This is a genomic window from Caulobacter sp. GW821-FHT10A06, from assembly GCF_059415805.1.
Genome location: NZ_JBWKNY010000001.1, coordinates 404,930 through 421,500 on the forward strand (window position 1 = coordinate 404,930; position 16,571 = coordinate 421,500).

The window sequence follows — 16,571 nt, forward strand, 5'->3', positions numbered from 1 at the left end:
ATCGTTCCGGAGGTCCCTAGTGTCCCAATCGTCCCTGGACCGTCGCGCGCTTCTGGCCGGCCTTGCCGCCAGCGCGGCGTGGACCGCGCCGGCCGCCGCCGAGGATCAGGCGATCAGCTTCGTGGCGCTGGGCGACTGGGGCCGTCGCGGTAAGCGCTCCCAGCGCCAGGTCGCCCGGGCCATGGGCGCGGCGGCGCAGGATCTGGCCAGCCGCTTCGTGCTGGCGGCCGGCGACAACTTCTATCCGGCGGGCGTCACCTCGGTGGACGACTCTCACTGGCGCACATCCTTCGAGGATGTCTATGACGCGCCGGCCCTGCAGACGCCTTGGTACGCCGCGCTCGGCAATCACGACTATCGCGGGGTCGCCCAGGCTCAGATCGACTACACCGCACTCAGCCATCGCTGGCGCATGCCCAGCCGCTATTTCAAGATCGGCGGCGAGGCGCTGGGCTCGAGCCTGCTCGATCTTTTCGTGATCGACACCGCCCCGCTGGTCGACCACAGCAACTACGACGAGATGCTCCAGCAGATGGCGCGCGGCCATCGCGAGCGCTACGACGGCGCCGAGCAGATCGTTTGGCTGGAGCAGGCGCTGAAAGCCTCGCGCGCGCCGTGGAAGATCGTGATGGGCCATCACCCTGTCTATTCGGGCGGCCACGGCGACAGTCCCGAGCTCGTGGAAAAGGTCGCGCCGCTGCTCGAAGCCCATGGCGTCCAGGTCTATGTCAACGGCCACGACCACAGCCTGCAGCACATTCGCCGGGGAAGCGTCGACTATGTCTGTACCGGATCCGGCGCGGACGCCCTGGACAAGGTCGAGGCGGTGACGGGCACGCGGTTTCATCTGTCGCGACCCGGCTTCGCGGCCTTCAGGCTTGAGGCCGAAGCGCTGGACCTGGAATTCTGCGACCTCGAAGGCCAGTCGGTTTATAAGACGCGGTTGCCGCGCCGCGCCTAGAAGCGGGCGGTCAGGCGCACGCTCAGGGTCCGGGGACGCGGCGGGGTGACGATCTGGTCGCGGGTGATCAGGAACGGATTGCCGAACGAGAAGCTGTTGGCGTGGCTGTTCAGGGGATTGTCCAACGTCGCCGCCAGGGTCCAGCCTGGCGTCGTCAGGCTGGCGACGCCGCGCAGGCCCAGATACTCGCCCATCTCGTGAGCGGTGTCGGCCTCGAAGGTCAGATAGGAGCCGCCGACATAGGTGGCTTGGCCCTGAAGCCTCAGCGTCGGGCCACGCGCCAGATCCTGGTGATAGTCGAAGCCGAGGCTGGCCGAAGCCCTCGCCACGCCGGGAAGACTGACGTCCTTCTTCGTGCTGAAGGCCGGGTTGAGCTTGGTGACTTCCGGGTCGTTGAGCAGCGCCGCGGCGCGCAGGTCCAGCCGCTCGCTGACCCGGAAGGCGGCCTCGGCTTCGACGCCCCAGTTGTCGCCATTGCCGATATTGGCGGTGTAGGCCGCGCCGTCGGCCATGTACTGGTCGCTCTGCACCGACTCCCAGGCTGCGTAGAACACCGCCGCGCGCCCCTGCAAACGGTCATCGAAGGCGCGCAGCTTGAGGCCCAGTTCATAGTTCCACAGCTCGTCGGCCTTGTAGCGGCGGGGCGGGGTCAGGGGGGCGTCGAAGACCTGGCCGATGCGGCCGGCGGTGTTGAAGCCGCCGGGCCGATAGCCCTCGGCGGCCTGGGCGTAGACCAGCAGGCCTGGCCGCGCGTCGTAGCTGACCAGCACCTTGGGCGAGAAGCCGGCGGCGTCGGCCGCCTGGTCTGTCTGGCGCTGGCCCGCCGGCTGGGTGACCAGGGAGGTCGTGTCGAACTTGAAATCGAACCAGCGTATGCCCGCTGTCGCCGACAGGCGCGGGGTCGCATCGAACGTCGCTTCGCCGTAGAGCGCGACTTCCCGGATCTCGTCGCGTCGCCGCTCGGCATAGGCGGCCGTGGAGCCGGCGGGGAGGGCGTGCAGGCTGGTTTTCAGGCGGATCGACCCCGTCGAGGCGAAGGCGCCGACCAGGCCGTGCAGGCGACGTTCGCCCGGCGTGGCGTAGGTGACTTCCGCCACGGTCAGGTCGATGCCCTTGTCCTCGTCGAACGCCGCTGGCGCGCCGGACAGGCCGTAGAGCGTCGAGACCGAGGTGGCGTCGTAGCGGCTGTCGAAGTGATGGGACAGCTGCGAGACCGAGCCCGTCACGCGCCCCCAGCCGCCTTCGCCGGTCAGGGTCAGGGAGAGGTGATCGAAGTCGTTGTCGTGCGGTTCGCGCACGACCGTGTCGCGGACCTTGGGGCCCAGCCGCCGCAGGCCGTACTGGGTGTCGTGATTGTCGATCCACTGCTGGGTGACGCCCAGCGTCAGGGTCCAGCCTGGCGTCAGGGCCGCGCGCAGGCTGGCGCGAACGCCCGCGCGCTCGGATCCGTTGACGCGGCGCAAGTCCAGGGCGCGATTGGCGATGTAGCCGTCCTGGGTCTCGAGATAGGCCACGGCCCGCAACGCCACGCGACCGTGGATGAGCGGCAGGTTGGCCATCGCCTCCAGCTCGTCGCTGCGACCGCCGCCCTGGGTCCAGCCCAGGCCGGCCAGAACGCTGGCCTGGTAGCGATCCAGGTCGGGCTTGCGGGTGGCGATCCGCATCACCCCGCCCAGCGAGCCGCCGCCATAGAGCGTGCCTTGCGGGCCGCGCATGATCTCCACCCGCTCGACATCGGCCAGCCGCAGGTCCGGATCGGGCGCGCTATAGGTGATCGGCACGTCGTCGAGATAGAGCGCCACCATCGACTGGGTCTGGCCGGTGAAGGCGCCGTCCGACAGGCCGCGCAGCAGCACCTTGTCGCGGCCAGGGCCCAGATTGGTCACGGTCATCCCCGCGATCTGGCTGGTCAGGTCATAGAGGCTGGCCACCGCCTCGCGCTCGATCGCGCCGCCCGAGACCACCGAGATGGCGTAGGGCGTGCGGCCTGGCAGGTTGGGATAGCGCTGAGCCGTGATCACCACCTCGCCCAGGCCCAGCGGCGTGATCGCCGGCGCGGGCTTGGCTGGCCGCGGCGCGGCGGCCAGGCGATGGATGATCACCGTGCGCGGATCGGGCTGGCTGTAGCTGCAGCCGCTACCGGCCAACAGGCGGTCGAGCGCGGCCGAGGCCGAGAGGCGTCCGGCCAGGGCCGGGGCCTGGCCTCGGCAGGCGTCCAGGTCGCCGCCCAGCGACAGCTCGGCCTGCAGGGCGAAATCGATCAGGGCCGCGTGGACCGGCTTGGCGGCGATCTGCAGGCGCACCACGGGAGATTGGCGGCCGGCCAGCAGGCGCGGCCCGGCCTCGGCCGAGCCGGCGAGGCCCGTCAGGCCAACGCCCAGGGCCGCGGCCCACAGGCGGCCGCCGCGGTCGGTTCTGCCCCCCACGGTCAGCGGCGCGCCGACTTGGCCTTGAGGATGACCCCAGTGGGCGTCGCCTCGGCGACAATAGGCGCGAACAGTTCCAGGCGCCGGATCATGGCGGCCTCCTCGTCGACGAGCAGCACGCCCGACACTGTCACCGAGGCGGCGTTGGGATCAACGCGGATCGGTGTCGCGACATAGCGATTGAGGTTGGCGACGACCTGGGTCAGCGGCGTCTTGTCGTAGATCAGCTTGCCGGACTTCCAGGCAAAGGCGGCGTCGGGCTGAACCGTGGTGACCTTGGCGGCCGCGCCCGGCGTCTTGGCCAGCTGCTGGCCGCGGGCCAGGCGCACGGCGCCTTCCGGGCCGCCCGAGACCGACACCAGGCCGCGGCGCACCGAGACGGCGAGGTCTCCGGCGTGGTTGAGGATGTTGAATTCCGTGCCCAGAACCCGCACCTGCCGGTCGCCCACGGCCACCGCGAAGGGGCGTTCCTCCAGGTGGGCGACGTCGAAGCTGGCCTCGCCATCGACCAGGGTCACGTCGCGCTGCCGGGCGCCAAGGCTGACGCGCAGGGTGGTGCTGGCGCCCAGGGTCAGTCGCGAGCCGTCGGCCAGGGTGATCTCGCGCGTCTCGCCGCGCCCGGTCGAATAGTCGGTGAAGGTGGGCTGGGTGAAACGCGGAACAGCGACCAGACCCACGATGGCCGCGGCCGCCGCGACACCGAGCCCGATCAGTAGACCGCGCCGAGGCGCTCCGGTGGGCCGGCGCAGGGGCGTGACATTGGCCGCCAGCGGCGCGGCGACGACCGGATCGGGCGCGGTGTCATTGGCGGGCAGCTCCTCGAGGTCGAGCCACACCGCCTCGACCGCCTCATAGGCGGCCGCGTGCGCGGGGTCGGTTTCCAGCCAGGCCTGGAACGCCGTCCAGTCCTCCAGGGCAGGATCGCCCTGCAGCCTGGCGAACCAGTCGGCGGCGGCCTGCTGGATCGGATCGTGGTCGACGGACTTCGTCATCGGCGGTTCGCGCTTCCTTCGCGCCAAGTCTGCAACGGGCGTCGTCCCATTGACGTCACGCCGCCGCAACCGTCTCTCCACATCCCGGTAAGGTGAGGCCAATAGGTCACAGTCGTCATCGGCCCACCCGCTTGACCAGATGGCTCAGGGCCAGGCTGACGTGTTTTTCGACGGCGCTGCGCGAGATGCTCATCCGCTCGGCGGTCTCCGCGTGGGTCAGGCCCTCGAACTTGTGCAGGCGGAAGACGCGCTGGGTCAGCGGCGCCAGGGTCTCCAGCGCCTTCGACAGCTTCTCCAGCCGCTGGCGGGCGATCACCGCGCTTTCGGCGTCCGGGGTGTCGGCGATGTCGAGCACGCCGACCGTGGCGTGGTTCGTCCGGCGCCACTCGGTGTCGCGCGCGCCGGCCCGCTTGGCCTGGCGCAGCCGGTCCAGCATCAGGTTCGAGGCGAGGCGATAGAGATAGGCCTGCGGGTTTTCGATTGGCTCTTCGGTGACCGCCTGGACCTTGAGGTAGAGCTCCTGGACGAGGTCCTCGACCTCGCCACGACCGCCCAGCCGCGCCAGGAAGAACCGGCGCATGTCCTCGCGCCGCTGCAGATAGACGGCCGCCAGCGGCGAAAGATCGGCGGGGGCGTCTTTCATCGCGCGCGGGCGCCGCAACGGTATGGGAGCAAGATCGGAATCTGGCTGTCGGCGTTGGTCTGCATCGCCAGGCGTTCGGGCCGCTGAAGGAGTCGCTGGTACCCCAAGAGACATGGCTTGGTGGCGCTGCGAAGGCAAGCCGTCCGAAAGGCGGTGAAGGCTGGCGGCGGTCACGGCAACGCCGCCCGGCGCGCGCCGAGCGCCTGGGCGATGGCGACGAACAGCGCGGCGATACGCTCGGTCACCCAGCTGACGGGGTTTTCGCCAGGGCGCTTGCGGCTGGCGACCCAGGTGGCGATGCAGATCGTGGCGAAGACGGCGGCCGGCAGGCCGACCGTTAGGGCCGCCGGCAGCCCGACGCTCGTGGCCATAGCCTCGCCGAGGATCATGGAGGTCTCGAACAGGAAGAGCAGGATCCCGCCGGTCGCCATGGCCGAGCCCGATCCGGCGCGCTTGGCGCTGAGACCGAAGGGCACGGCCAGCAGCGGCAGCAGGGGCAGGATCAGGGCGCGCGACATGCGAGCGTAGAAGTCGGCGAGCAGGGTCTGCCGGGGCAGGGCCGGCTGGGCCTTGCCGAAACCTCGCTGCGCCAACTCGATCAGCGTCAGCTCGCTGACGTCGTCGCCCCGGACGCGGAACAGCTTGCCCGACAACGATAGCGGCACGTCGAACGAGAAGCTCGCGAAGTCGGTGACATAGACCTGGGCGTCGGGCGTCGTGCTCACCTGCCGGCCGTCGTGCAGGTCCAGCGTGACGCTTTGGTCGCCGGCGTCCTTGCGCAGGACCGCCGAGATCGCCGTCAGGACGTCTTCCCGTCCGTCAGGTTCGATCCTGCGGATGAAGACGTGCTCCAGGCGCCGCCCAGTGGCGTCGGTGCGATCGGCGGTCAGGAAGAGGGGGCCCGTGGAGAGCAGGGCCTTGGGACGGACGTCGCCGTTCCATCCGGCCTTCTCGGCCGCGTGCAGCACGGCATGGTAGGCATAGCGGCTGTAGGGCTGGACGAAGCCAAACAGCAGCACGCTGAACATCATCAGCGCGATGCCCAGGCCCACGAACGGGGCGGCGAAGCGGCCCAGCGACAGGCCGCTAGCCAGGATCGCGTCGATCTCCGAGCTCTTGTTGAGGCCGTTGACGACCACGAAGAGGCCAATGAAGAAGCCGCCGGGCAGGGTCAAGCCGACATAGTGGGGGACCAGATTGACCAGCAGCTCGCTCAGATATTTTAAGCCGTCGGTCGTCTGGGACAGCAGCTGGAAGGAGCGCATGATGCGCTCCATCAGGAACGCCACCATCGTGCTGATCAGCACCGCGGTCATCGGCGTCAGGGCCCGCCTCAGGAGATAGCGGTCTAGCGTCTTGAGGATCATGAGCGCGCGGGAGCCTTCAGAGCGCCGCCAGGCCGGCGGCCTGTGGATCGGCCATCGCGCCGTGACGGCGGGCGGCGATCCTCGGCGCGGTCACGGCCGTCCGCGCGCCCAGGGCCTCGGCATAGACCTCGACCACCTCGTCGAGGATCTCCGACCAGCGATAGACGGCGCTGCGCTCCAGCGCCTCCGCGCCCAGGCGTCGTCGGGTTTCGGGGGCGCGGATCAGTTCGCTGAGCGCCTCGCCATAGGCGGCGGGCTGGTCGACGCAGAGCCGGGCGTTGCGGCCGTGCCGCAGCAGGGCGCGGGTGTTGGGCGCGTCGGCGCAGACCATGGCCAGGCCGCAGGCCATGGCCTCGAGATTAACGTTGCCGAAGGTCTCGGTGGTGCTGGGATTGAGGAAGATGTCGCCGCTGGCCAGGGCCGTGGCCAGGGCTTCGCCCGACAGGAAGCCGGCGAAAACCGCGCCCGGCAGCCGCTCTTCGAACCAGGCGCGAGCAGGGCCGTCTCCGATCACCAGCACCTGCGGCTTGTGGCCAGCCGCCTCGACCAGGCGGATAGCCTGGGCGAACGCCGCCAGGCCCTTCTCCATAACGATCCGGCCCAGGAACACGATCACCGGACGGTCGGGATCGAAGCCCTGGCTCAGCCGCCAAGCCTGGCTGCGCCGCGCGGGATTGAAGAGATCGGGATCGACGCCGCGCGCCCAGGTCCGCACCTGCGTGGCGGGGTTCTGGGCTCGCAGCTCCTCGCCGATCGCCTCGGTCGGGGTCATGACGTAGTCGCAGGCGCCGTAGAACTTCCAGAGCTGGCGGCGCACCAGCGGCCGCAGGCGGCCAAGGCCGTAGTAGTCGAGATAGGTGTCGAACAGGGTGTGCAGGCTGGCGACCACCGGGACCTTCAGCGCGCGGGCGAACTTCAGCGCCGCCGAGCCCAGGAGGTCGGGGGCCGAAAGGTGGACGAGGTCGGGCTTGAAGGCCTCGACGTCGCGGCGCACCAAGCGCGGCAGGCCCAGCGCCAGGCGGTAGTCGCCCCGAAACGGGATCTTCACCGACGGCACGGAGACGAGCTCGCCGGCCGGTTCGAAGGCGGGATTGGGGCTGGTCGGGGAATAGACCCGGACCTGCGCCCCGATCGTGCTCTCCAGGTGGCGGACCAGCCGGTTCAGTGACTTGTTGGCCCCGTCCAGGGTGTAGTTGTAGTTCCCCGAGAACAACGCGATCCGCAACGGGCGCGCACCATGCATGTGCGTCTGCGCCTTGATGTCCATGCTGGTCTTTCCACGTGTACGCCCCGGTCCCAGCCGACCAAGACGGCGCGGTTGCCTCACCCCCACACGGAATTTCGAAAATCGGTGAGACCCGCGTCGGCTCGCGTCGTCGTTGGCCCAGGGCGACGGGGCCTATTCGGAAAAACATGATGCGGGTTGTGGATGTCGCCGAGTTCTATTCGCCCACCGGCGGGGGCGTGCGAACCTATATCGACCGCAAGTTCGAGGCGGCTGCCCAGCTGGGCCACGAGCTCTTCGTCATCGCGCCCGGACCGACCGACGGCTTCGAGCCCCGCGCGGCGGGCGGCGTGATCCAGGTCCGCGCGCCCCGGCTGCCGTTCGACGCCAATTACCACATGTTCTGGGACGCGGCGCCGGTCCACCGCACGCTCGACTTCCTGACCCCGGATCTGGTCGAGGCCTCGTCGCCCTGGCGGGGCGCCGGGATCGTCGCCAGTTGGGAGGGCCGAGCCCCGCGGGCCATGTTCATGCACGCCGACCCGGTGGCGTCCTATCCCCAGCGATGGCTGGCGCCCGTCGCCACGCCCCAGCGGATCGACCAGCTCTTCGGATGGTTCTGGAGCTATCTGCGCCGGCTGGCCGGCGGCTTCGGCTCCGTCGTCGCGGGCGGGCCCTGGCTCGCCGACCGGCTGACGGGGCAGGGTGTCGGCGCGGTGGCCAGCGTGCCGCTGGGCATCGACCGCGGCGCCTTCTCGCCCGGCAAGCGCGACGCGGCGCTACGATCACGCCTGCTTGCGGCCTGCGCCTGTCCCGACGACGCCAGGCTCGTTCTGGGCGTCGGACGCTTCCATCCGGAGAAGCGCTGGCCGATGGTCATCGAGGCGACGATGCGCGCCCGCGCCGATGCGCCGATCGGTCTCGTCCTGATCGGTGACGGGATCGATCGTGTCCGGGTGGCCCGCGCCGCGGCCGGCAATCCCCATGTGCGCATCCTGCCGCCGATCCGCGACCGCGGCCTGCTAGCGGCCCACCTGGCCAGCGCCGACGTCCTCGTGCACGGCTGCGAGTCCGAGACCTTCGGCCTGATCCCGGCCGAGGCCATGGCCAGCGGTCTTCCGGTCGTCGGACCCGATCGCGGCGGCTTCGCGCATCTGGCGCAGCCGGCGACGTCGGAAATCTATCGCGCCGGCGACACCGGGTCCGCCACGGCCGCCATCCGCCGCCTGCTGGCGCGCGATCCTGGCTTGCTGAGGGCCGCCGCCATCGACGCGGCCGCCAAGGTCCGCCGTGACATCGACCACTTCGCCGACCTCTTCGATCACTACGGGGCGGTTGCGGCCGGGGCGCGGGCGTAATGCGTAGGGTGAAGACCTCGCGCTCATGGGCCTGGCTGGGCGGCGTCCTGTCGGTCGGGCTGGTCGGCGCTATCGTGCTGCAGCTGGGCGGGGCCAGCGGCGATGTGGTGAAGACGGTCCGCCAGCTGCCGCTCGTCGTCTGGCCAGCCTTCCTGCTGCTCTATCTGACACAGACGCTCTTCGACTACGCGATCTTCCGGCGGCTCTGGACTTTGCCCCTGGCCGGCCTCGAGGCGCTGCTGCGCAAGAACGTCATTAACGAGGTCGTGCTCGGCTACAGCGGCGAGGCCTTCCTGTATGTCTGGGCGCGGCGGGCGTCCGGGGCCGTGGTCGCGCCTTTCGCCGCGATCAAGGACGCCAACATCGTCTCGGCCCTGATGGGCAATCTCCTGACCTTGGTCCTGGTGGTGGTCAGCGCCACGCAGCTGCAGGACCTGGATTTCGCCCGCCGGCTCGGGCCGGCCCTGTGGTCGGGCCTCATTCCGGTGGCGATATCGCTCGGCGTCCTGGCCTTCGGGCGCAGGGTATTCTCACTGCGTCCGAGGCAGCTCGTCTATGTCGCCGCGGTCTGCGGCCTGCGTCTTGCGGCCTGGACCGGGCTGACGGTGCTGGTCTGGAGCCTGGCGCTGCCGGAGGTCGCGCCGGGCCTGTGGGTCGTCCTCCTGGCGATAAGGCTGCTGGTGTCGCGGATCCCGCTGATCTCGAACAAGGACCTGGTGTTCGGGGGGCTGATGCTGCTGCTGCTCGGCGCACACTCGGCCGTCGCCGTGCTGCTGGCGGCGCTGGCGGTCATGACGCTGGGCCTGCACCTGGCCGTCATCGTCGGGCTCGGCCTGGCCGATCTGGCGCGCGGCCTGCGGCGCGCGGCGGCATGGCCAGGGCCGGCGGGCCAGGCCGTCGTCGAAGCTGGCGGCGTCCATGACTAGCTGGGGCCTGAAGATCCCGGGGCGGGACATCTGGCGCGTGGGCCTGGTCGAGGCGCCCATCGCCGACGTCGCCCGGCGCGGCTTTCCGGCGGACGCGCGCGTCCACTGGCTTCCCGAGGAGGGCGGGCGGAAGTTCCTGGCCGATCCTTTCGGGGTCTGGCGCGACGGGCGCCTGCACGTCTTCGTCGAAGCCTATGACTACCGGACCCGGCACGGCGTCATCGAGGTGATCGAGTTGGACGCCGGCTTCGCGCCCGTGCGGCGGTCGGTGGTGCTGCGCGAGCCCTGGCATCTGTCCTATCCGCAGGTCTTCGAGGCCGAAGGTGAGATCTGGATGTTGCCGGAGGCCTACAAGTCCGGCGTGCTGACGCTCTACCGCGCGGCGGCGTTTCCGCATGTCTGGGAGCCGGTGGTCCGGCTGGAGCTCGATACTCCGGCCATTGACGCCACTCCGTTCCGCCACGACGGCCTGTGGTGGCTGGCCTATTCGCCGACCGGGCCGCAGCGCTGGAAGCAGGGGCGGCTTCACTTCGCCTTCGCCGAGCGCCTGACCGGGCCCTGGCGCACGCACCCGGGCAATCCGGTCCGCAACGACCTCTCTTCCAGTCGGCCGGGCGGCACGGCGTGGGTCGAGCATGGCCTGCCGCGGCTGCCGATGCAGGACTGCACGCGCACCTATGGCGGGGGCATCCGCCTGCTCACCATCCTCAGGCTGGACACCACGCACTTCGAGGCCGAGGCGGCGGCTCCTCTGAGCTTGCCGCCCGGGGCGGGCGCCTATTCGCAAGGTCTGCACACCCTTTCTGCCTGCGGTCCGATCACCTTGTTCGACGTCAAGCGTATCGACCGCTCGCTCCGGGCGCCTCGCCGCGAGGAGGCGGCTTAAAATCGATGAGAGGGTCCAAAGCCCATGGCGTCGTTTGGCCATGCGCATCGGCTTTCTCTTCAATCACGACCAGATCCACCAGGTGGCCCACAGCCTGCCCATCGCCCTGGCGCTGGCGCGCGCCGACCTTGGCCTGGAGATCGTGGTGGCGACCACCAACCGGCGGATGACCGCCGAGGTGGTCCGCCTGGGCGGCGGGCTGATCGGCCACGGCGTCGACCTGGTCGAGCTTGGCCTGACGCGGAGGACCTCGCAGGTCCTGGCTGCCGCCGCCCAGGCGGTGCTGCCGGCCGCCAAACTCCTGGTCTACGGCGACAATCTCGACTTCTTCCGCGGGCTGGACATGCTGGTTGTGGCCGAGAAGGCCTCGCTGATCCTCAAGACCCGCTACGGTCTCGACCACCTGAAGATCATCCATACCCGGCATGGCGCCGGCGACCGCGCCATCGGCTTCGACAAGGCCAGCGCCGGCTTCGACCACGTGCTGGTCTCCGGCCGCAAGATCCGCGACCGCCTGGTCGGCGAGGCCGGGGTCGATCCGGACAGGATCTCGGTCGTCGGGTATCCGAAGTTCGACCTGCTGGCGCGGGGCCGGCCCACCCATCCGCTGCTCGACGACGGCCGGCCGGTGGTGCTCTACAATCCCCACGTCTCGCCGCACTTGTCGTCCTGGTACGAGGCGGGCCGGCAGGTCCTGGACTGGTTCGCCGCGCGCGACGACTACCACCTGATCTTCGCGCCGCACGTCATGCTGTTCGAGCGGCCGTTCGTCGTCACCATCGACAAGCTGAGGCTCGACCGGGCTGGCCGGATCGAGGAGCGCTATCTGCGCGCGCCCAACATCCACATCGACCTGGGCAGCCGCGCCTCGACCACCATGGCCTACACCCAGCGGGCCGACATCTATCTCGGCGACGTCTCCAGCCAGGTCTACGAGTTCCTGCTGCGGCCCCGGCCGTGCGTCTTCCTCAACACCCATCGCCAGGCCTGGCGGGACGATCCCAACTACGGCCACTGGCGGGCCGGGCCGGTGATCGAGACGCCCGACCAGCTGGGGGCGGCCCTGGACTCGGCGCGAGCCGAACACGAGGCGCGCTGGCGGCCGGCGCAGAAGGCGATGTTCGCCGAGAGCTTCGACCTGACCGAGGAACCTTCGGCCGTCCGCGCCGCCCGGGCCGTGGCGCGCCTGGCCGGCCTGGACGGGTCGGCGGCGGCTCTTGCCGAACCGGAGCGAGCCCATGGCTGAACTGCGCATCGCCTATGTGATCAATTCGGTCGAGGGCGGCGGCGCGGCCCTGCCGGTCCCGGCCGTGGCGCGGGCCCTGATCGCCCAAGGGGCGCGCCTGGAGGTCTTCGCCCTAACCCGTCGTGACGGCCGGGCGGTGGCGGCCATGGAGGCCGCGGGCCTGACCGTCCACGTCCGGCCGGGCGGCGAGAAGGATCATCGCAAGACCCTGGCCTGGCTGGACGCGCGCCTGCGCGACTGGCGGCCCGACGTGATCTGGACGTCCCTGACCCGGGCGACCCTGCTGGGCCAGATCGTCGGCGAGCGCCTTGGCGTGCCGGTGGTCAGCTGGCAGCACGCCGCGCGCCTGAAGCTGGCCAACCTTCTGCTGCTGCGCCTGCGCCAGGCGCGTTCGCGGCTGTGGATCGGCGACTCCCACAGCGTCACCGACCTGACCGCCGAGCGGCTGGAGATCCCGCCATCGCGTCTGGTCGCCTGGCCGCTGTTCGCTGCCAATCCTGACATATACCGGGCCTATCCTTGGCGTCCTGGGCAGACTCTGGAACTGGGGTCTTTGGGGCGGCTGCATCCGGTGAAGGGCTACGACATCCTGATCGAGGCGCTGCTGCGGCTCCAGACGCAGGGCTGCTGCTTTCCGGCCGCGATCCGCGTGCGTATCGCCGGCGAGGGCAGGGCGCGCGCGGCCCTGGAGGAGCGCGCCGAGCGCCATGGCCTGACCTTCATCGAGTTCACGGGCTTCAACGACCGGCCCCTGGAATTCCTGGCCGACCTGCACCTCTACCTGCAGCCGTCACGGTCCGAGGGCCTGTGCATCGCCGCCCACGAGGCCATGCAGGCCGGGCTTCCCGTCATCGCCTCCAGCGTCGGCGAGCTGCCCTACAGCATCGAGAACGGCGTCACCGGCCTGACCGTGCCGCCCGGAGATCCCTGGGCGCTGGCCGAGGCGCTGGGACGTCTGCTGTCGCGCCCCGAGCGCCTGGCCCAGATGGGCGCGGCCGCCCGGACGCGCGTGCTTCAGCGCTTCGGGCAGGAGGCGTTCGACCGCACAGGCGCGGCGATCTACCGGCGGCTGCCGGGCTTCATCGCCGAGGCCGGCCGGGCGCCAGACCGCACGCCGAGGCGACTGCATGATGCGGGGGGCAGTCCCTGCGCGTCCTGACCTTCCTGCACAGTTTCGAGCCCGGCGGCGTCGAACGCATCGCTTTGCGGCTGGTGCGGCAGTGGCGCGCTCTGGGCGTCGACGCGCCCCTGTTCCTGGGGCGGACCGATGGCGACATGCGTGAGGATGTCGGCGCGGACCTGGATTTCATCCTGCCGCCCAAGGGCGGTTCGAGCCTGGCGAAGATCGAGATGCTCTGGATGATCTGGGTGCTGCCCAAGATCGTGCGCCATGTCCGCCCCGACGTCCTGTTCTGCGCGGGCAACACCTATGCCGTCGTGGCGGTGGCGCTCAAATTTTGGCTCGGACGCGATTGCCCGCCCATTCTGCTGAAGGTCAGCAACGACCTGGATCGTCGCGACAAACCAGGGTGGTTTCGGTTCTTGTACCGCCGGTGGCTCAGGGCCCAGGGCCGCCATCTGGATCATTTCATCGGCATGGAGACGCCGATGATCGACGAGATCCGCGAAGGCCTCGGCATATCGGCGGACCGGATCACGATCATCCCGGACCCCGCCTTGTCCAGGCCGCTGATCGAAAGACTGCGGGCCGCGAAAAGCTCCGGTCGGTGCGAAGACGCGGGCCGGCGGTTCGTCTGTGTGGGCCGGCTGACGCCGCAGAAGAATATCGCCCTAATGCTGCGAGCGTTCGGATGCGGCGCTCGCGAGGGCGATACGCTGACGGTGATCGGGGATGGCCCGGAACGCGCGAAACTCGAAGCCCTCACGCGTGATCTTGGGCTTGAGGAGCAGGTGATGTTCCGGGGCTATGTTCCTGAGCCGGCAAACCTTTTGCCCGAGTTCGACGTCCTGCTGCTCTCCTCGAACTATGAGGGTGTGCCCGCCGTCGTCCTCGAAGCTCTGGCCGCCGGACTCCCCATCGTCGCCACCGATTGCAGCCGGAGCATGCCGACCCTGCTCGGCCACGGCGCGATGGGCCAGCTTGTCCCGGTCGGCGACGAGCAGGCGCTGGCTGAAGCGATCACAAAGGCCCGGCCGTCTTCCCAGGACGAGCACCTGAGCCTCGTTCAAGCTCAGCGCTTCACGATCGAGGACGCCTCCGAGGCCTATCTCAGGGTCATGGCGCGGCTTTGTCAGGGGGCTCCGTACTCGAAGCCGGGGTCCTTGGCCTTGCCGCCGGCCCCGAACTTCCAGGACAGGCTGACGAACGCCGTGCGGCCCAGCTGGCGGCGTTCGAACTGATCGCCGAGAGCCGGGGTGTCGATCACCGTGCGGTCACGCTGCTTGTTGAAGAGGTCCGACACCGTGAACACGGCTGACAGGTCGCTGGTCAGCTTGCGCCGGTAGCCCAGGTTGACGCTGCTGCTGGGCAGGCGGTGGCCTTGAGCGGTCAGGCGCTTGCCGCTGTAGCTGGCGCTGACCTGGACGAAGTCATTGGGCGAGAGAGCGTAGTCGACGCTGGCCTTGCCGGTGTAGCCGACCGCCGAGCGTTTGCCCGCGAAGCCCAGATTGGCCGCGTCGATCTGATTGTAGAAGACGTTGGTGCTGAGGTTGTAGCTCAGCGCGCCAGCGAGCTTGCCGCTGGCCGACAACTCCACGCCGCCGGAGGTGCTTTTGCCCAGGTTCTCCTTGGTGGTCAGCAGCACGGTCGGGCTGATGTAGCGGCTGACCTCGGTCATGCCGTTGAGGCTGCGGCGGGCATAGGCCGTGGCCGCCAGGGTCGCGCCGTGCGTCCGGGTCTCGTAGCCGATCTCGAATGCGTGGGTCTCCTGCGGCATCAGGTTCGGATTGCCGGCCCGGGCGCTGAAGGCGTCGATGACCACGAAATAGGGGTTGAGGTCCTCAGGCTCGGGACGCGCCACCCGCTTGCTGTAGCTGAGGCGCAGCTTGCGATCCTCGCCCAGGTCCCGCTCCAGGTGCAGGGTCGGATAGGCGCGGAAGTAGTCGGTGCTGTTCTTCAGCGCGCTGGTGAGCTGGTTGGTGTCGATCAGCGTCTCTTCCAGCCGCAGGCCCGCCAGCAGGGTCCAGTCGCCGAGCGGTCGTTCGTAGGTTCCGTAGAGGGCGTGGACGGTGCGCTTGTAGAGGAAGCGGTTGGTCTGGGACGGATCGACGACGTGCAGGTCGCCGACGATCGTGCCGCCGTAGTTGTCGTAGTCGTCATCGTCGCGCTGCAGGTCGTAGCCGAGCTTCAACTTGGCCTTGCCGGGCAGGGCGCCGGCATATTCGGCAGACAGCTCGCGGGTGATCTCGTTGGCGCGGGGGATCAGCTCTTCTCGAAGGTCCGCGCCGGAGGGGCTGCGGAAGCGGCTGACATAGGCGCGACGGCGGTCCTCCTTGGTCTGGCCGCGCTGCAGGTCCAGCGTGAACTCGCCATCATTGGCCAGGGTGCGGCGATAGCCGGCCGAGATCTGGGTGCTGGTCTCGTGGCCGCGTCCAGAACCCAGCCGGTCGTAGTCCCTCAGCACCGTCCCGCCCGGATCGGCCGCCCGGTTGCGCTCGCCGATCGTCAGGGTCTCGGCGCGGCGGTTGTAGCTGACCGCGCCGTTGATCCGGCTCTTGGCGTCGAGGTCGTAGTCGAAGCCGACCGAGACGATCTTGGCGTCTCGCTGCTGGGTGCTGACCACGGTCTGGTCGCTGGCCGCGACCCCGCCGGCGACGGCGTCGCGGCGCAGGCGGTGGTCGGTCGTCGTGCGCTTGCGGGTCTCGTGGCGCAGCGAGGCCGAGCCGAAGAGGTTCAGGGCGCCGGACTTGTAGGCCGCCGTGGCGCCGAGATTGTAGCGACCCTCGGTCCCGAGGCTGGCCTGGGCCGTGCCCGAGCGGCCGGGGCGGCGGTTCTTCTTGGTGACGATGTTGATGATGCCTGACGAGCCGTCCGGCTTGAACTGGGCCGACGGGTTGGTGATCACCTCGATGGACTCGATGGTGTCGGCCGGCATCTGCTGCAGGATCGCCCCGCGATTGGCCGCGGACATCATGGTCGAGGGCTTGCCGTCGATCAGCACCTGGACATTGCTGTCGCCGCGCAGGGAGAGGTTGCCCAGCACGTCGACCTCGACGGACGGCAGGTTGCGCAGCACGTCGCCGACCGAGCCGGCCGTCGCTTGCAGGTCATGCGCCACCGAATAGGTCCGCCGGTCGATGGAGGTCGTTGCCGCCGGCTTCTGGGCGGTGATCACCACGCCGGAGACTGACGGAGCCTGCGCTTGCTGGGCCAGGGCCACAGCGCCAGGCGCGCAACCGGCCGCCAGGGCCGCCATCAAGGTCTTCCGCATGGTGTCGTCCCGCCCAGTAAAGCTGTGGCGGGTATCGGCGGTGGCGTCTTCGCGGCCCATGTCGATCAGATTGATAATTCCCAACCTGGCTCCGCGACGATTGGGAATCGGTAATGTCGCGGCCATCGTGGGCGAAGACGGGCCGGCGCA

13 protein-coding genes are annotated in these 16,571 nt (G+C 69.6%); 7 read left to right on the forward strand and 6 right to left on the reverse strand.

The genetic code is table 11. From position 1 onward, the window contains the following. Positions 1-19: 19 nt before the first annotated feature. Positions 20-961 carry a purple acid phosphatase family protein gene (locus tag AC07NF_RS01865; RefSeq protein WP_494631650.1) on the forward strand — a complete coding sequence of 314 codons (942 nt, stop codon included), beginning with the start codon at positions 20-22 and terminating at the stop codon, positions 959-961. Here the strand turns inward: AC07NF_RS01865 and AC07NF_RS01870 are convergent. From AC07NF_RS01870 to AC07NF_RS01890, 5 genes are all read right to left on the reverse strand, one after another. After that, complete coding sequence (locus AC07NF_RS01870; RefSeq protein WP_494631649.1) at positions 958-3,387, reverse strand: TonB-dependent receptor; 2,430 nt, start codon at positions 3,385-3,387, stop codon at positions 958-960. The two genes, AC07NF_RS01865 and AC07NF_RS01870, sit on opposite strands and share 4 nt — an antisense overlap. Positions 3,388-3,389: 2 nt before the next feature. Beyond that, complete coding sequence (locus AC07NF_RS01875; RefSeq protein WP_494631648.1) at positions 3,390-4,379, reverse strand: FecR family protein; 990 nt, start codon at positions 4,377-4,379, stop codon at positions 3,390-3,392. Between the two features lie 115 nt (positions 4,380-4,494). After that, complete coding sequence (locus AC07NF_RS01880; RefSeq protein WP_492811338.1) at positions 4,495-5,022, reverse strand: RNA polymerase sigma factor; 528 nt, start codon at positions 5,020-5,022, stop codon at positions 4,495-4,497. Positions 5,023-5,192: 170 nt separating this feature from the next. Continuing rightward, positions 5,193-6,389 (reverse strand): LptF/LptG family permease, encoded by a 1,197-nt coding sequence (locus tag AC07NF_RS01885; protein WP_494631647.1) that lies wholly within the window; start codon positions 6,387-6,389, stop codon positions 5,193-5,195. Between the two features lie 16 nt (positions 6,390-6,405). Further along, positions 6,406-7,656 carry a glycosyltransferase family 4 protein gene (locus tag AC07NF_RS01890; protein WP_494631646.1) on the reverse strand — a complete coding sequence of 417 codons (1,251 nt, stop codon included), beginning with the start codon at positions 7,654-7,656 and terminating at the stop codon, positions 6,406-6,408. Between the two features lie 146 nt (positions 7,657-7,802). Here AC07NF_RS01890 and AC07NF_RS01895 point away from each other — a divergent pair, with 146 nt between their 5' ends. The 6 genes from AC07NF_RS01895 to AC07NF_RS01920 are packed head-to-tail and all read left to right on the forward strand — an operon-like array spanning position 7,803 to position 14,391. Beyond that, positions 7,803-8,972 (forward strand): glycosyltransferase, encoded by a 1,170-nt coding sequence (locus AC07NF_RS01895; RefSeq protein ID WP_494631645.1) that lies wholly within the window; start codon positions 7,803-7,805, stop codon positions 8,970-8,972. Continuing rightward, the gene (locus AC07NF_RS01900) at positions 8,972-9,898 is read left to right on the forward strand and encodes a hypothetical protein (protein ID WP_494631644.1); all 927 of its coding nucleotides are present in this window, start codon (positions 8,972-8,974) and stop codon (positions 9,896-9,898) included. The genes AC07NF_RS01895 and AC07NF_RS01900 overlap by 1 nt, the downstream gene beginning before the upstream one ends. Continuing rightward, positions 9,891-10,784, forward strand: coding sequence for a glucosamine inositolphosphorylceramide transferase family protein (locus tag AC07NF_RS01905; protein ID WP_494631643.1), 894 nt, complete (start codon positions 9,891-9,893; stop codon positions 10,782-10,784). Before AC07NF_RS01900 ends, AC07NF_RS01905 begins: the two co-directional genes overlap by 8 nt. Before the next feature lie 40 nt (positions 10,785-10,824). Next, on the forward strand, positions 10,825-12,030 hold the full coding sequence (locus tag AC07NF_RS01910) for a CDP-glycerol glycerophosphotransferase family protein (RefSeq protein WP_494631642.1): 1,206 nt from the start codon (positions 10,825-10,827) through the stop codon (positions 12,028-12,030). Further along, positions 12,023-13,189 carry a glycosyltransferase family 4 protein gene (locus tag AC07NF_RS01915; protein ID WP_494631641.1) on the forward strand — a complete coding sequence of 389 codons (1,167 nt, stop codon included), beginning with the start codon at positions 12,023-12,025 and terminating at the stop codon, positions 13,187-13,189. The genes AC07NF_RS01910 and AC07NF_RS01915 overlap by 8 nt, the downstream gene beginning before the upstream one ends. Before the next feature lie 5 nt (positions 13,190-13,194). Next, complete coding sequence (locus tag AC07NF_RS01920; protein ID WP_494655320.1) at positions 13,195-14,391, forward strand: glycosyltransferase; 1,197 nt, start codon at positions 13,195-13,197, stop codon at positions 14,389-14,391. On the opposite strand, the gene AC07NF_RS01925 is transcribed toward AC07NF_RS01920, so the two are convergent. Then, the gene (locus AC07NF_RS01925) at positions 14,283-16,505 is read right to left on the reverse strand and encodes a TonB-dependent receptor domain-containing protein (RefSeq protein ID WP_494631640.1); all 2,223 of its coding nucleotides are present in this window, start codon (positions 16,503-16,505) and stop codon (positions 14,283-14,285) included. The genes AC07NF_RS01920 and AC07NF_RS01925 overlap by 109 nt on opposite strands. Between the last annotated feature and the right edge of the window lie 66 nt (positions 16,506-16,571).

Bases quoted from the DNA above. Each gene is read 5' to 3' on its own strand.
- AC07NF_RS01875 (WP_494631648.1), bottom strand. From the start codon at position 4,379: ATGACGAAGTCCGTCGACCACGATCCGATCCAGCAGGCCGCCGCCGAC.
- AC07NF_RS01880 (WP_492811338.1), bottom strand. From the start codon at position 5,022: ATGAAAGACGCCCCCGCCGATCTTTCGCCGCTGGCGGCCGTCTATCTG.
- AC07NF_RS01885 (WP_494631647.1), bottom strand. From the start codon at position 6,389: ATGATCCTCAAGACGCTAGACCGCTATCTCCTGAGGCGGGCCCTGACG.
- AC07NF_RS01890 (WP_494631646.1), bottom strand. From the start codon at position 7,656: ATGGACATCAAGGCGCAGACGCACATGCATGGTGCGCGCCCGTTGCGG.
- AC07NF_RS01895 (WP_494631645.1), top strand. From the start codon at position 7,803: ATGATGCGGGTTGTGGATGTCGCCGAGTTCTATTCGCCCACCGGCGGG.
- AC07NF_RS01900 (WP_494631644.1), top strand. From the start codon at position 8,972: ATGCGTAGGGTGAAGACCTCGCGCTCATGGGCCTGGCTGGGCGGCGTC.
- AC07NF_RS01905 (WP_494631643.1), top strand. From the start codon at position 9,891: ATGACTAGCTGGGGCCTGAAGATCCCGGGGCGGGACATCTGGCGCGTG.
- AC07NF_RS01910 (WP_494631642.1), top strand. From the start codon at position 10,825: ATGCGCATCGGCTTTCTCTTCAATCACGACCAGATCCACCAGGTGGCC.
- AC07NF_RS01915 (WP_494631641.1), top strand. From the start codon at position 12,023: ATGGCTGAACTGCGCATCGCCTATGTGATCAATTCGGTCGAGGGCGGC.